Origin of the sequence: Paenirhizobium cremeum (assembly GCF_047553425.1) — a bacterium.
GTDB lineage: Bacteria > Pseudomonadota > Alphaproteobacteria > Rhizobiales > Rhizobiaceae > Allorhizobium > Allorhizobium cremeum.
This window is the reverse complement of the sequence record NZ_CP180219.1, coordinates 126227-139748: the sequence shown is the minus strand read 5'-3', so window position 1 is coordinate 139748 and position 13522 is coordinate 126227. Positions and strand designations below refer to the sequence as shown.

The window sequence follows — 13522 nt, the reverse complement described above, 5'->3', positions numbered from 1 at the left end:
ATGATCTCGTCGGGCCTTCCTTTTTCTGCCTGCGGGAGAAGTGGTCAGGCGGCGTCCTCGATGTGGCCCCCCAGGAAGAGCTGGCCGACGCGGGGGTCTTTCAAAAGCGTGTCGGCCTTGTCGAACATACGGGTCTGGCCGAGTTCAAGCACGAGACCGTAATCGGACATGGCGAGCGCCGCCTTGGCGTTCTGTTCGACCATGAGGATTGTCACGCCCTGATCGCGAAGACGGATCAGCGTCTGGAACACTTCCTGTACGAGGTTGGGCGACAGGCCGATCGAGGGCTCGTCGATCAGGATCAGCTTCGGATCGAGAAGCAGGGCGCGGGCGATTTCCAGCTGCTTTTGCTGGCCGCCGGAAAGCTCGATCGCCTTCTGGTCCTTGCGCTGGCGCAACATGGGAAACTGGTCCATGACCTCCTCCATGCGCCGCTTCACCTTGGCTTGGTCCTTCGAGGTGATGCCGCCCAGTTCGAGGTTATGATAGACGGAGAGCTGGGGTACCACATTGCGGCCCTGCGGCACATAGGTGACGCCGCGGGCGATCATTTCGGCCGGGCTCTTGCGGGTGACGTTCTCGCCATCCAGCAGGATTTCGCCGGAGTGGATATTGAGAAGCCCGAAGATCGCCTTGAACACGGTCGACTTGCCTGCGCCGTTCGGGCCGATCACGGTGGTGATCGATGCCTTTGGAATGGTGAAGGACGTGCCGTTCAGGATGGTGATGCGGCCGTAGCCGCCGATGATTTTCTTGAGTTCCAGCATGTCAGCCTCCGAGATAAGCGTCGATGACCATCTGGTTCGACCGGATCTCGTCCGGTGTCCCCTCCGCGATAATCTCGCCTTGCGCTAGCACGATGATGCGGGTGCAGAGCGACATGACGAACTCCATGTTGTGTTCGATGACCACGAAGGTCGTACCGTGTTCGCGGTTGTAGGTTATAAGCCGCTCCTTGAGGTGGCCGAGCATGGTGAGGTTCACGCCTCCCGCCGGCTCATCGAGCAGCACGATGCCGGGGCCGGCCATAAAGGCCATCGCAGCGTCGACCAGCTTCTGCTGACCGTAGGAGAGCGAGCCCGCCGGCGTATCCCGGTAGGGCGTCAGGCGGAAGAACTCGATGAGCTGTTCGGCCTTTCCGGTCAGGCCGGCATCCGGCTTGCCGAAGAGGCGCGAGAGCATTGAGCCTTCGTGCTCCTGTCCGGCGAGGATGACGTTGTCGAGCACCGTCATCTTGGGGAAGACAGAAAGCTGCTGGAAAGTACGGCCGATGCCCATCAAGGAAAGGTCTGCCGGGCGCACGCCGTCGGTAGACCTGCCGTTGATCTCGCAATGGCCTTGGGTCGGGCGGAGCTGGCCGAGTATGCAGTTGAAGAGCGTCGACTTGCCGGAGCCGTTCGGTCCGATCAGGCCGAGGATTTCGCCGCGCTGGACGTCGAAGCTGACCCCGTTGACGGCACGAATGCCGCCGAATTGCTTGGAGATGTTGCGGACCGAGAGAATGGGTCCTTCGGTGTTGCGGATATGCGCGTTCACAGTTGGACTCCCTGTTTCAGATCGCGGCGGGCTTCCTGCTTGGGCTTCAGCTTGTCGAAAAGCTTGTGGCCGAGGCCGATCAGGCCCGTCGGGGAATAGACCATCAGCACGATGACCAGCGTCGCATAGATGATGAGGTAGTAGCCCTCCGTGAAGCGAAGCACTTCCGGCAGAAGGATGACCACCGCCGCGCCGAGCATCGGGCCGAAGAAGAAGCCCGAACCGCCGACGACCACCATGAGCAGCAGCTTCAGGGAGTGGATGAGTGCGAAGCTGGACGGTTCGATGAATTGAACCAGCGGCGCCTGCATGGCTCCGGCGAGCCCCCCGAAGGCCGATCCGATGGCGAAGGCGAGCAACGTCTGGCGGCGAACCTTGAGGCCGAGGCTTTCGGCGCGGATCGGGTTTTCGCGCAGCGCCTTGAAGGCGCGGCCCCAGGGCGAGCGCAGTATCCACCACAACGAACCGGCCGCAAGAAGGAAGCAGACCAGCGAGAAATAGTAGAAGGCGATATTCGAATCCGTAGTGAAGCCGAAGAAGGATGGGCGCTCCATGCCGCTGAGGCCGAAGGAACCGCCGGTAATCTCCTCCTCGTTGCGCAGCACCAGGAAGAGAAGCGTGTTGAAGGCCAGTGTCACGAAGGCGAGAAAATGGTGTTGCACGCGCAGCGCCGGATAGCCGAGCAGAAGGCCCATGGCGAAGCTGGCCGCGATCGACAGGACGGCCGCAAAAAACCAGTGGATGCCGGCCAGCGTCATCAACGCCGTGATGTAGGCGCCGATGCCCATGAACGCGGCCTGCGCGAGACTGACCTGACCGGCATAACCGAGCGTCAGGTTGAGACCCATGGCGGCGATCGAAAACAGCAGCCATGAGCACAGCGTATAGACGATATAGTTTCCCTGGCCGATGGGAGCCGCCACGAGCGCGGCGATGCCGAGGACGAGAAGGGCGGGTTGAAAGCGGATCATACGGTTCTCCCTTCCGGGGTGCCGAGCAGCCCCTGCGGACGCAGCAGGATGATGGCGATAAGCAGGATGAGCGGCATGGCCGAACGATACTCGGCGGAGATATAGACCGCTGAGAGATTGTCGATGATGCCGATGAGAAGGCCGCCGACGAGGGCGCCGCGGATCTGGTCGAAGCCGCCGACGATGGCGGCGATGAAGGCGACGAGGCCGAGCGTTTCGCCGTTGGAAAACTTGGCGAGATAGATCGGCGAAATCAGCACCGATGCGATGGTCGCGAGCGCCGCATTGATGAGAAAGGTGTAGAGCACCATACGCTTGACGTTGACACCGAGAATTTCGGCAACGCCGGGGTTCTGGGCGCTCGCCTGCATGCAGCGGCCGGTGCGCGTGCGGCCGAGGAAGAGCTGCAGGCCGCCGATGGCGAGCATCGAGACGGCGAGATTGCAGATGTCCTGCACGGACACGCTTGCTCCAGCAACCTGATAGACCGTCTGCGGAAAGATAGCCGGGAAAGGCTGGGCAGTGGCGCCATAGAATTCCTTGACGCTTTCCTTCATCAGAAGGCCGAGCGCGATGGTGGCGATGACCATCGGCAAGGTGCCGTGGGGCAACATCGGCTCGACGATCAGCCGTTTGAAGGCGACACCCAGTATGAGAAGCGACAGTGCGAGGCCGAGGATCACCGAGGCCCACAGCGGCATGCCGAGCACGGTCATGCCGATCAGCACGAAGAAGGCGGGCAGCATGATGAACTCGCCCTGGGCGAAATTGATCGTCTGCGAAGCCTGCCAGAGCAGGGTGAAGCCCACGGCGGCTAGGGCATAGATGGACCCGGCGGCAAGGCCGGAAACGAGAATTTGAAGAAGCTCAGCCATGGTATCGTCCTCAAAGGCTGTCGGTCGGCTTTGCGAATGTGGATGAGACAGGCCGGCGGCACATGTCCGCCGGCCATGGGACTGCCCTTCGGGGTCAGTTCGGCGGCAGGATGGCTTCCACGACCTGCTGGCCGTTCTCGACCTTCACGAAGAAGCTCTCGCGCGACATTTCGCCGGTCTCATCCCAGCTCACATCCATGAGGACGCCCGGATATTCGGAGGCCTTGAGGGTGAGACCGTGCAGCTTTTCGGCGATTGCCTTGCTGTCGGGTTTCCCGACCATTTCGGTCACATATTTCAAGATCCAGGCCGCGGTGTAGCCCTTGATGGCGTTGTGATCCGGCGTGTACTTGTACTTCGCCTTAAAGCGTTCGACCATTTCCTTGAGGGCTGGAATGTTTGCATCCGGCGTAAGGCCGACATGGCCGGCAGCGCCGTTAGCCGCTTCGCCGGCGAGCTCGATCACCTTGTGGCCGATCAGCGTGGTTTCTCCGAGCAGTGGCTTGGAAATGCCCTGTTTGCGCGCTTCGCGCAGGAAGCGCGCGCTTTCTTCCTCGGTATAGTAGACGAAGAAAGCGTCGGCATCCGAGTTCTTGAGCTTCAGCACGTCGGCGGAGAAATCGGCCTGGGCCTGTTCGGAGGGAACGTCCACGACGATTTCCAGGCCGGCCTTCTTGGCTTCGTCGAGGAAGGCCTGATGACCGCCCTTGCCGAATTCGGTGTTGGCCCAGGCGACGCCGACCTTCTTCACACCCATCTTCTCGACCATGTATTTCACGAGCTTCGGCACGCCCTTCTGGGAGCCGAAGGCAGTGCGGAAGATGTAGGGATTGCCCTTGGCGGTGATGGACGGCGCTTCGGAACCGGTGAACTGCGGAATGCCGTATTGTTTGGCGACCAGCATGTTGACGACAGTGGACGAAGAGAACACCGTGCCCATGATGGCATAGACTTCTTCGTCGATCGCCTTCTGCACCAGTGCACGCGAAACCTGCGGGTCTGTCTGGCTGTCGTATTCGAAGATCTTGACGGGTTCCTTGAGGATGCCACCCTGGGCGTTGATTTCCTCGAAGCCCATGGCCACGCCATCCCGGAAATTGGTGCCGGCAGCAGCTCCCGGGCCGGACAGCTCGACAATGGAGCCGACCTTCAGTTCGGCGAGTGCGGGCATGGCGCCCAGCGCCAGAACCATAGCGGTTGCGGAAAGCAGTTTCTTGATCATCGACATCCTCCCGTGAATGATCGTTTCTAAAAATCCGAGCGGCGGCCGGGTGGGCCATCCGTCAGAACGCAAGGCCCGGAGGTCTCCTCCCGCCGGGCTCGCGATTTCGGTATGCGGTAATCTCATCCTCCCAGATGAGAGGCGGGAGCGAAACCGGTTCCGTTCTCCCGCCGAACGCCAAGTGCTCTTCCGGAATTTCCTTTCAGGATGGAAATCGCACCGGTGCGACCCCTGTTTTGATTATTGACAAAATCACGCAGCCCGCATCCGGGAAATGGACGATGGGGACTAAACATTGGATAATTCCTTCTCGTGCCCAGCCTTCAGTTCGGCAATGGCGAGCCGAATTCCGCTTCCGATGTCGGTGACCGGTTGAGCACCGAGAAAGGCCAGTACAGGGTCCGATGCGAGCTCGGAGGGAATGCGGAGCGGAGCGCCGTTGATCGCGATTTTCGTCCAGCCGGATTGCCGGGCCAGTTCCGCGACGAAGTCCTTCATGTCGGCAGTATCGCCGGACATTGTGAGAACGGCGGCCCCCTCAAGCGGGGAGGTCATGGCCGAGGCCAGCATTCTCGCGACATCGTCGACATAGACGAAGCCAACCCGGCCGGAAAAGCATATTTCCGCCGGTTCCCGACGAATGGCGGCCGCAATTGCAATGGAGGGGCCGGCCGCGATGCCGGCGCTGACGCCTGGCCCGTAGATGATGTAGGGGCGCAGGCCGAGGCTCGGTATGCCGTAATCCAGGAAGAAGGCCCGCGCAGCACCTTCGACGGCAAGTTTTGTAGAACCGTAGACGGTCATCGGCTGCGGATGAATGGCATCTTCCGGCCCGAACACGCCTGCGGTTGAAAGATAGGCGACCGGGAGGCGGCGTGCCTTTGCTGCTTCGAGCACATTCAGGCTTCCGATCAGATTGACGCGCACGCCGAGTACGGGATCACGGGCGCAGTCGACCGTCATCAGCCCCACGAGATGGACGATTCCATCGCAGTCCCGAGCGGCCTGGAGAACGGTATTGGGGTCGGTGATATCGCCCGCGACGATTTCGACGGGGATACCAGCGGGCAAGCGGTCTGGGCGGGGCGAAAGATCGAGGATACGAACCGTGTGGCCTGCCTCATGGAGCGCGGCGACCGTGCGCACGCCGACGAAGCCTGTACCGCCGGTAACGAGGATGCGGCTCATCGGCTGAACTCCCGGCGCAAGGATCGGCAGCCATGGCTAGCAAGACCGCAGTGGCGTTGGCGCATCGGCGCGGTCTGGTGCATGCGATCCTCTCCTCATTCTTCCTCGATCCAGACAATTGCAAAAAATGGAATGATGTTCAATAATAAACTTCAATTCCATTTTGATTTTTGTTTTGATGGTCTCCGGTCAAGGACCAGGGAGGATTTTGATGACTGAAGAAATAAGCGTTGCCGTCATCGGCGCCGGCGCGATCGGGCGCACCCATATCGACACTCTTGCCAAGGCTCCAGGCTTGCGCCTCGGCGCAATTGTCGATCCGATGCCAAACGGAGCGGCGCTGGCGCAATCGCTCGGCATACCCTGTTTGCCGGACGTTGCTTCGCTCATTGCATCGGGACTTGTGACGGCTGCCGTCGTCGCCACGCCGAACGAAACCCACCTGCCGATTTCCGCAGCGCTTCTCGAAGCGGGAATGCCTGTGCTGCTCGAAAAGCCGGTCGCCGAAAGCCTTGCCTCGGCCTTGAGCCTGATCGCGGTTGCGCAGAGAACAGGCGTTCCGCTCCTTGTCGGCCATCATCGCCGCCACAATCCGATCGTTCGGGCGGCTCACGCCGCGATCCGTGCGGGCCGTATCGGTGATCTCGTCATGGCGACCGTCACCTGCACGCTTGCCAAACCGCCTTCTTATTTCGAGGCCGCCTGGCGCAAGACACCCGGCGCGGGTGGGCCGCTGCTGATCAATCTCGTGCACGAGATCGATCTTCTGCGCCATTTCTTCGGCGAGATCGCGAGTGTGCAGGCGATGACCAGCAATGCACGCCGCGGTTTCCCGGTAGAGGACACCGCGGCCGTTGCATTGACCTTCACGAATGGCGGGCTTGCCACGTTGTGCATCTCCGATACCGCGACCGGTCCCTGGGCCTGGGATTTGTCGGCCGGCGAAAACCCGGCGCGGTTCCCCGCTCATCCGGTGACGGCGCATCATTACGCCGGAAGCCGGGCGGGCCTTTCCCTGCCTGATCTGATGCTCTGGGAGCCGGAGGACGAACCTGACTGGACCCGCAGGCTGAGGTCCTCGATGCTTCCCGTTATGCCAGCAGATCCCTATGAGGAGCAGCTTCGTCATTTCGAGGCGCTGATCCGCCTGGGCGGCACGCCGCTCGTTTCCGCCCGCGATGCGACCGCCAATCTCATCGTGCTTGACGCGATCCGCCTTGCCGCCGAGCGTGGCACAGCGGTTCGCGTCGATTTGACGCCGCTCGGCTAGCCGGGAGAGACGCGCTATTGCCATGGTCCGTCACTCCTTCGGCATGCCGTCTGGACGCAGCAGACGTCGTTGCGCGGCGATACGGAACGGGGCGTTCATCGCCCCGTATCCACCATAGGCGCCACGCCGCTCCACAATCTCGAAGAAGAAGCCTTCGCCGAAGGTGCGGCTGTAGATCTGGAAATATTCGCCGCTATCGTCCCGGTCGTAGAGGATGCTCGCAGCGCGTAGCGCATCGGAAAAATCCGGCTCGAGGCCGAAGCGCGCTTCAAGATCGTCATAGTAGTTGCGGGAGATGGGTAACGGCTGGAAACCGAGCTCCGCCAGCCGTCGGGCGGTGGCGAAGATATCCGTTGTCGCGAAGGCGATGTGCTGGATGCTCGTCCCGAACCCTTCGGCGAGGAACTTGCCGGCGAAGGTCTTTCGGCTATCGGCTCCGTTCATCGTTAGCCGGAAACCAGGTTCCGGAACGCTTTCGATCGCCTGGCTGCGCACGAGACCGCCGGGATCGACCACGTCGACCATCGGGGTACGCCGGGTCGAGAATATTGATGTGTAAAACAGGAGCCAGGTCGGCATTTCGTCATAACGCGTCGTCTGGGCCAGATGATCGATCCGGGTGAGCAGCGCATCGCCCGCGTCTTTCTCGTTCTTCGTGGGAAGGAATTCGTTCGTCCAGATCGAGGCGAGCGCCGGTGAATCGTCGAGGAAGTACATGACACCATTGCCGACCCCCTGAATGGCGGGCACCGTGACCTCGCCGGGCTTGCGCGGCTCCGAGAAGGTCGGCGCGCCAAGCGCGGATGCGCGCTTCACGGCATCCTGTGCGTTCTCCACCTTCAGGCCGAAGGCATAGGCGTTCGTGCCGTGCACCGAATAGGATGCACCGGCGAAAGTGTCGCCGGTGTTGTCGGTGTTGATGACGATGCGGATATCGCCCTGCGTATAGAGATCGACCGCACGATTGCGGTGGCTCCCCGTCTTCCGGAAGCCGAGCGTCCCGAGCAGTGCTTCCAGATTGGCCTTGTCGGAAGGTGCCGTTGTGAATTCCACGAATTCGACACCGCGGGCCGCGATGCGGTCCGGCATGTCCGGGACGTCGATGCGGATGTCGGGCTCCAGCCGTTTTACCCGATCCATGACATAGACAAGCGAACGATGACCGTCCTCTGCAAGCGCGCGGGCCGAGCCGCCGCGAAACTGGTCGTTGAAGATTTCCAGCGAAAGCGGCCCGGTATAGCCGGTGGCTGCGACGGCGCGCATGAAATCCACCACCGGCAGGTCGCCTTCGCCCGGCATGTTGCGGAAGTGGCGGCTCCAGTAGAGCAGATCCATATCGAAGAGGGGTGCATCGGCCAGTTGCACAATAAAGATCTTGTCTCCCGGTATCGAGCGGATCGAGTTCGGATCGATCTTCCGGGACAATGTGTGGAAGCTGTCGAGGATGATGCCGACACTCGGGTGGTCGGCGCGTCGCACGATTTCCCAGGCGTCGCGATGATCGCTGACATGACGGCCCCATGCCAGCGCCTCGTAGCCCACGCGAACGCCGTGTCTGGCCGCGAGATCGCCCAGTTCATGAAAATCGGCTGCCGCCCGATCGATGCCGCCCAGCGAAACCGGCGAGACATTCGAGCAGATCAGCATGAGGTCTGTGCCGAGCTCCTCCATGATGTCGAACTTGCGCTGGGCGCGCTCGACGGTTCGGCCGCGATGCGGTTCCGGCATGCCCTCGAAATCGCGGAAAGGTTGGAAGAGGGTAATGTCGAGACCGTGGTCGCGAGCCATCTTCGAGACTTCGCGCGGCGATGCGTCATAGGTCAGGAAATCGTTCTCGAAGATTTCGACGCCGGTGAAGCCGGCTTTGGCGATGGCGGCGAGCTTTTCCGGAAACTCGCCGCTGATCGATACGGTCGCAATCGATGTCCGCATCTTCACGCTGTGTTTGCCTGTCTCGGGGGCTGCCATATTGCCTTCCTTTCCGGCATTATGTACTGGTTAGTTAATAAAGGCCGGAACGATGGGTCCGGCGACGGGGGAGCGATGAAACAGGCTGCAACGGCAAGCGTGGCCAGAGAGGCTAAATCCGCGAAGCGGGATCCGGAGGGCGTCCGCCGCGACATTCTGACTGTTGCCATGGAAGAGTTCTCGCAGAACGGGCTGTCGGGTGCCCGCATCGACGAGATAGCGGCCCGCACGCGCACGTCGAAGCGCATGATCTACTATTACTTCGGCGACAAGGAAGGCCTTTACCAGCGTGTTCTGGAAGAGGCCTATGGCAAGGTGCGCGGCGGCGAAAGCGACTTGGAACTGGAAGGGCTCGATCCCGCGGCCGCCCTCGAAAAGCTCTGTCGCTTCACCTTCGATCATCATCGTCGAAACCCGGCCTTTATACGCATGGTGATGATCGAAAACGTTCATCATGGCCGGCACATGCGGCTTTCCGAAACCATTCGCGACCTCAATCGCCCGGCAATCGAGGCGTTGGAAAAGGTGCTGCGGCGTGGACAGGAGAGCGGCGTCTTCCGCAAGGGTGTCGATCCGCTCGAACTGCACTGGGAGATCAGTGCCTTGTCCTTCTTCAACGTATCGAACAGCGCCACTTTTTCGCATATTTTCGGCGGCTCTCTTTTCACCGACGAGGGCCAGGAAACATTGTCTCGCCATGTCGCCGAGATGGTGCTGCGTTATGTGCTGCGAGCCGACCATATCGCCGCTACCGAGAAAGCCGGCCGATGAGGTGGCGAAGCGCCATTTCGTAGCCTTCGATGCGAAGTCCGGCGATGACGCCTTCCGCCCGCGTCGAAACGTAGGAATGATGGCGGAAAACCTCCCGCTTGTGAATGTTGGAGATATGCACCTCGATCACCGGCGCCTCGAAGGTGTTGAGCGCATCGAGGATCGCGACCGAGGTGTGTGTGAAGGCCCCCGGATTGATGACGATGCCGGCAGACGTGCCGCGCGCCTCGTGGATCCAGTCGATCAGTTCGTATTCGCGGTTGCTCTGGGCAAAGAAGATCTCGTGGCCCGCGGCCACAGCGATCTCTCGGCAGGCCGCCTCCACATCCGCAAGCGTTTCCCGGCCGTAGATTTCCGGCTGGCGCTGTCCCAGCAGATTTAGGTTAGGACCGTTCAGGATGGTGAAAAGGCTCATGCATTGCCCTCCGCGGCGCAGATCTCATTAAAATGGGCGGACATTCGCTCCGCATCCGGCTCGCGGCCGCAGAACAGGCGGAAGGCTTCTGCCGCCTGAAACACCGTCATGCCGCCGCCCTGAAGTGTGCGGCATCCCTTCGACTTCGCCGTCGCCAGAAGCTCGGTGACGAGCGGCACATAGACGATATCGGTCACCCAATGGCGGGGCTCGAGAAGATCGGGCGAAACCGGAATGCCGGGATGGGCAAGCATGCCGATAGGCGTGGCATTGATGAGACCGTCCGCATGCGGCAGGGAGGAGGCGGGATCGTCGACGGCAGAGGCTCTGCCGGCACCGAAGCGTCCGTTGAGATCGTCGGCCAGCTTCTCGGCCCGCGCCTGGTCCCGGTCGAAGATGTCGAGCCGTCCCATACCGAGTTTCAGCGCGGCATGCGCCACGGCGACGCCAGCGCCTCCGGCTCCCAGCAGCAAAGCCCGATCGCGCTTTGCGTGCGGGAGCCCGCGGGAAAAGTTCTCGTAGAAGCCGTACCAGTCGGTATTGTGGCCGATGCGTTTGCCGTCGGTGAAAACGACGGTATTGACGGCGCCAAGCATGCGGGCGTCGTCCGAAAGTTCGGAGAGATAGGGAATAACCGCCTGCTTGAAGGGGTGGGTTATGTTCGTACCGGCAAAACCACGCGCCTCCAGCTCATCGAGGAGGTCGGGAAGCGCGCTGTCCGGAAGGTGGCGGGCGGTGACATCGACGAGTTCGTAGGAATAGTCGAGGCCATGGGCAGCGCCTTCACGCATGTGCAGCGCAGGAGATTTCGAAAGTTGTATGCCCGCGCCGATCAGACCAACGCGATAGGAAGTTTTCTCTGTCATGGTCCCTTACCGTTCATGCGACCTGGAAGCGAGGCGGGGGAACCCGCCTCCTGGGTTCAGTGATGGGCGAGGATTTCGCCGAGGAAGGTGCGCGTGCGCTGGTGTTTCGGATCACGGAAGAATTCCTCCGGCGGACCCTCCTCGATGATTTCACCGGAGGCCATGAACACAACGCGATCCGCCACCTGCCGGGCAAAACCCATTTCGTGGGTCACGCAGATCATCGTCATGCCGTCGCGGGCAAGGCCGATCATCGTGTCCAGCACCTCCTTGACCATTTCCGGATCGAGCGCCGAGGTGGGTTCGTCGAAGAGCATCGCCTTCGGCTCCATGCAGAGCGCTCGGGCAATCGCCGCGCGCTGCTGCTGGCCGCCGGAAAGCTGGGCCGGGTATTTGTCGGCCTGATCGAGAATGCGCACCCGCTCCAGATATTTCCGGGCGACCGCCTCGGCGGCGGCCTTGTCCAGCCCCTTCACCCGCATCGGCGCAAGGGTGCAGTTTTCCAGGATCGTCTTGTGCGGGAAAAGGTTGAAGCTCTGGAACACCATGCCGACCTCTCTCCGCACCGCGTCGATCGCGCGGCTGCTGTCCGTCAGCTTCATGCCCTCGACGACGATCTGTCCCTCCTGGATTTCCTCCAGGTGATTGATGCAGCGGATCAGGGTCGATTTGCCCGAACCCGACGGGCCGCAGAGCACGATCTTCTCGCCCCTGCGAACCGTGAGATTGACATTTTTCAGCGCGTGATAGGCTCCATACCACTTACCCACCCCTTCGAGGGCGATCAGCGGAACCTGTTTGGTGGCGGATTGTGGCATGGAAACCTCCGTTTACTTCACGGTGAAGGGGATATCGGGCAGGGAGTCCGGGAAGGCCGGAACGTCGCGCTTCATCCACTTTTCATAGATCTTGGCGAGCGTGCCATCCGCCTTGATCTTGTCGATGAAGGTGTTGACCGCCTCGTTCCAATCCTTCTCGCCCGGACGTGTGCCGGCACCGTTATAGAGGGTGATGAGATCGAACTTCGCTTCGTACTTGTCAGCGGCAGCGGCGTTCAGGCGGTCGCCGTAGAACTGGTTGCCGCCCACGGCCTCGACCTGACCGGAAAGCATGGCCTGGATATTGGCCGCGTCGTCGTCGAAGCGCAGGATATTGGCCTTGTCGCCGGCGCCTGCGGTAATCGCGGTGTCCATGGCGCTCGACTTCGGCACGCCGACTGCCATGCCTGCGAGATCCTCATAGCCGGCGATCTTCTTGTCCTTCGGGCCGTAGACCGAAAGCACGTTGCCTGCATAGGGCTTGGAATATTGGATGGTTTTGGCGCGTTCCGCGGTCATGCCCATCGTGGCGAAGAGCACGTCGACCTTCCCGGTGACGAGCGCCGGGATACGGTTGGCGACGGCCAGCGGCACGAATTCCGCTTGCACACCCAGCGATTCCGCAAACGCCTTGCCGATATCGGCGTCGAGGCCGTCCTGAACGCCGCTCGAATTGACGAAGCCCCAAGGCGAGTTGTCGCCCTGAATGCCGATCACCACCTTGCCCTTGGCCTTGGCTTCCTCGAGCGTGCCGGCATGAGCAACGGCGGGAAACGAAAGCGGCAGGGCGGCTGCCGCCATGAGGGCGAGCACGGCGCGGCGCGCCATTCTCTTGCCTGTCTTGTTCAGGTCATTCTGGGATTTCATCTTTTGCTCCTCCTTACAAAGCTGATGAAAAGTGCATTTCCGGACAAAGTCTTAGGCGGTTCTCCGTTTGGAAATGCGTGAAAACGAAGAGGCATTAACGGGTCGCGGTCTGTAGCCGTCTTTCGACGCCGGTGCCCCAGAGCGAAAGCGGCCAGCAGATCAGGAAGTAGATGAGACCGACCAGCGCGAAGACGGTCAGCGGACGGAACGTCTGGTTGGAGACGATCTGTCCGGCGCGCGACAGTTCGACGAAGCCGACGATGGCTGCAAGCGAGGTGCCCTTTATGAGCTGCACCAGAAAACCGATGGTCGCAGGCAGGGCGATCTTGAAGGCCTGCGGCAGCACCACGTCCTTCATCCGCGAGATGTAGTGCAGGCTGAGCGCATTGGCGGCTTCCGTCTGGCCCTTCGGCACGGCCTGGATGCCTCCGCGCCAGATTTCGCCGAGGAAGGCGCTGGCATGCAGGGTAAAGGCGATGGCGACCGCGATCCATGCGTCGACATTCAACCCGAGAAGCGCCACACCGTAATAGACCACGAAAAGCTGCATCAGGAGCGGCGTGCCCTGAAATACGGCGATGTAGCCGGCCGTGGCGCGCTGGACCAGCGCACTCTCCGAGACACGGGCAAGCGCGACGCAGAGACCGAAGACGCCGCCGCCGATGAAGCCGATCACGGTCAGCGCCAGCGTCCACTTCAGGCCCTGCAGCAGGAAGAACAATTCATTGGGACCGATGGATGCCATGATCGTCGCC

14 protein-coding genes are annotated in these 13522 nt (G+C 61.5%); 2 read left to right on the top strand and 12 right to left on the bottom strand.

The window, feature by feature from the left end; translation table 11 throughout:
* Positions 1–44: 44 nt before the first annotated feature.
* The 6 genes from ACLBKR_RS22095 to ACLBKR_RS22070 all read right to left on the bottom strand — a co-directional run bounded on the left by ACLBKR_RS22095 (position 45) and on the right by ACLBKR_RS22070 (position 5792).
* Positions 45–767, bottom strand: a complete 723-nt coding sequence (locus tag ACLBKR_RS22095; RefSeq protein ID WP_112829800.1) for an ABC transporter ATP-binding protein — start codon at positions 765–767, stop codon at positions 45–47.
* A gap of 1 nt (position 768) precedes the next feature.
* Positions 769–1536, bottom strand: coding sequence for an ABC transporter ATP-binding protein (locus ACLBKR_RS22090; RefSeq protein WP_244711577.1), 768 nt, complete (start codon positions 1534–1536; stop codon positions 769–771).
* Complete coding sequence (locus ACLBKR_RS22085; RefSeq protein WP_113340011.1) at positions 1533–2507, bottom strand: branched-chain amino acid ABC transporter permease; 975 nt, start codon at positions 2505–2507, stop codon at positions 1533–1535. Before ACLBKR_RS22085 ends, ACLBKR_RS22090 begins: the two co-directional genes overlap by 4 nt.
* Entirely contained in the window at positions 2504–3382 is an 879-nt protein-coding gene (locus tag ACLBKR_RS22080; protein WP_414902081.1) for a branched-chain amino acid ABC transporter permease, read from the bottom strand. The genes ACLBKR_RS22085 and ACLBKR_RS22080 overlap by 4 nt, the downstream gene beginning before the upstream one ends.
* A gap of 94 nt (positions 3383–3476) precedes the next feature.
* The gene (locus tag ACLBKR_RS22075; protein WP_112829803.1) at positions 3477–4604 is read right to left on the bottom strand and encodes an ABC transporter substrate-binding protein; all 1128 of its coding nucleotides are present in this window, start codon (positions 4602–4604) and stop codon (positions 3477–3479) included.
* 288 nt (positions 4605–4892) lie between these two features.
* Positions 4893–5792, bottom strand: coding sequence for an NAD-dependent epimerase/dehydratase family protein (locus tag ACLBKR_RS22070; protein ID WP_113446867.1), 900 nt, complete (start codon positions 5790–5792; stop codon positions 4893–4895).
* A 211-nt stretch (positions 5793–6003) separates the two neighbouring features.
* Between ACLBKR_RS22070 and ACLBKR_RS22065 the strand changes: the two genes are divergently transcribed.
* A complete protein-coding gene (locus tag ACLBKR_RS22065) occupies positions 6004–7062 on the top strand; it encodes a Gfo/Idh/MocA family protein (protein ID WP_162757801.1) in 1059 nt (352 codons plus the stop codon).
* Positions 7063–7092: 30 nt separating this feature from the next.
* Here the strand turns inward: ACLBKR_RS22065 and ACLBKR_RS22060 are convergent, their stop codons facing one another.
* The gene (locus tag ACLBKR_RS22060) at positions 7093–8994 is read right to left on the bottom strand and encodes a bifunctional sugar phosphate isomerase/epimerase/4-hydroxyphenylpyruvate dioxygenase family protein (RefSeq protein WP_113446918.1); all 1902 of its coding nucleotides are present in this window, start codon (positions 8992–8994) and stop codon (positions 7093–7095) included.
* A 111-nt stretch (positions 8995–9105) separates the two neighbouring features.
* Between ACLBKR_RS22060 and ACLBKR_RS22055 the strand changes: the two genes are divergently transcribed.
* Entirely contained in the window at positions 9106–9801 is a 696-nt protein-coding gene (locus ACLBKR_RS22055) for a TetR/AcrR family transcriptional regulator (RefSeq protein WP_113425621.1), read from the top strand.
* Here the strand turns inward: ACLBKR_RS22055 and aroQ are convergent.
* From aroQ to ACLBKR_RS22030, 5 genes are all read right to left on the bottom strand, one after another.
* Positions 9779–10216, bottom strand: a complete 438-nt coding sequence (gene aroQ, locus ACLBKR_RS22050; protein WP_113425620.1) for a type II 3-dehydroquinate dehydratase — start codon at positions 10214–10216, stop codon at positions 9779–9781. The two genes, ACLBKR_RS22055 and aroQ, sit on opposite strands and share 23 nt — an antisense overlap.
* Positions 10213–11082, bottom strand: coding sequence for a shikimate dehydrogenase (locus ACLBKR_RS22045; RefSeq protein ID WP_112829808.1), 870 nt, complete (start codon positions 11080–11082; stop codon positions 10213–10215). The genes aroQ and ACLBKR_RS22045 overlap by 4 nt, the downstream gene beginning before the upstream one ends.
* A 56-nt stretch (positions 11083–11138) precedes the next feature.
* Positions 11139–11900 (bottom strand): amino acid ABC transporter ATP-binding protein, encoded by a 762-nt coding sequence (locus tag ACLBKR_RS22040; protein ID WP_113425619.1) that lies wholly within the window; start codon positions 11898–11900, stop codon positions 11139–11141.
* 12 nt (positions 11901–11912) lie between these two features.
* Positions 11913–12767, bottom strand: a complete 855-nt coding sequence (locus tag ACLBKR_RS22035) for a transporter substrate-binding domain-containing protein (RefSeq protein WP_113425618.1) — start codon at positions 12765–12767, stop codon at positions 11913–11915.
* A gap of 94 nt (positions 12768–12861) precedes the next feature.
* The gene (locus ACLBKR_RS22030; protein ID WP_113425617.1) at positions 12862–13512 is read right to left on the bottom strand and encodes an amino acid ABC transporter permease; all 651 of its coding nucleotides are present in this window, start codon (positions 13510–13512) and stop codon (positions 12862–12864) included.
* Between the last annotated feature and the right edge of the window lie 10 nt (positions 13513–13522).

What these genes read in the sequence shown, in the direction of transcription:
- ACLBKR_RS22095 (WP_112829800.1), bottom strand. Translation starts at nt 767, where the DNA reads ATGCTGGAACTCAAGAAAATCATCGGCGGCTACGGCCGCATCACCATC.
- ACLBKR_RS22085 (WP_113340011.1), bottom strand. Translation starts at nt 2,507, where the DNA reads ATGATCCGCTTTCAACCCGCCCTTCTCGTCCTCGGCATCGCCGCGCTC.
- ACLBKR_RS22080 (WP_414902081.1), bottom strand. Translation starts at nt 3,382, where the DNA reads ATGGCTGAGCTTCTTCAAATTCTCGTTTCCGGCCTTGCCGCCGGGTCC.
- ACLBKR_RS22075 (WP_112829803.1), bottom strand. Translation starts at nt 4,604, where the DNA reads ATGATCAAGAAACTGCTTTCCGCAACCGCTATGGTTCTGGCGCTGGGC.
- ACLBKR_RS22070 (WP_113446867.1), bottom strand. Translation starts at nt 5,792, where the DNA reads ATGAGCCGCATCCTCGTTACCGGCGGTACAGGCTTCGTCGGCGTGCGC.
- ACLBKR_RS22065 (WP_162757801.1), top strand. Translation starts at nt 6,004, where the DNA reads ATGACTGAAGAAATAAGCGTTGCCGTCATCGGCGCCGGCGCGATCGGG.
- ACLBKR_RS22060 (WP_113446918.1), bottom strand. Translation starts at nt 8,994, where the DNA reads ATGCGGACATCGATTGCGACCGTATCGATCAGCGGCGAGTTTCCGGAA.
- ACLBKR_RS22055 (WP_113425621.1), top strand. Translation starts at nt 9,106, where the DNA reads ATGAAACAGGCTGCAACGGCAAGCGTGGCCAGAGAGGCTAAATCCGCG.
- aroQ (WP_113425620.1), bottom strand. Translation starts at nt 10,216, where the DNA reads ATGAGCCTTTTCACCATCCTGAACGGTCCTAACCTAAATCTGCTGGGA.
- ACLBKR_RS22045 (WP_112829808.1), bottom strand. Translation starts at nt 11,082, where the DNA reads ATGACAGAGAAAACTTCCTATCGCGTTGGTCTGATCGGCGCGGGCATA.
- ACLBKR_RS22040 (WP_113425619.1), bottom strand. Translation starts at nt 11,900, where the DNA reads ATGCCACAATCCGCCACCAAACAGGTTCCGCTGATCGCCCTCGAAGGG.
- ACLBKR_RS22035 (WP_113425618.1), bottom strand. Translation starts at nt 12,767, where the DNA reads ATGAAATCCCAGAATGACCTGAACAAGACAGGCAAGAGAATGGCGCGC.
- ACLBKR_RS22030 (WP_113425617.1), bottom strand. Translation starts at nt 13,512, where the DNA reads ATGGCATCCATCGGTCCCAATGAATTGTTCTTCCTGCTGCAGGGCCTG.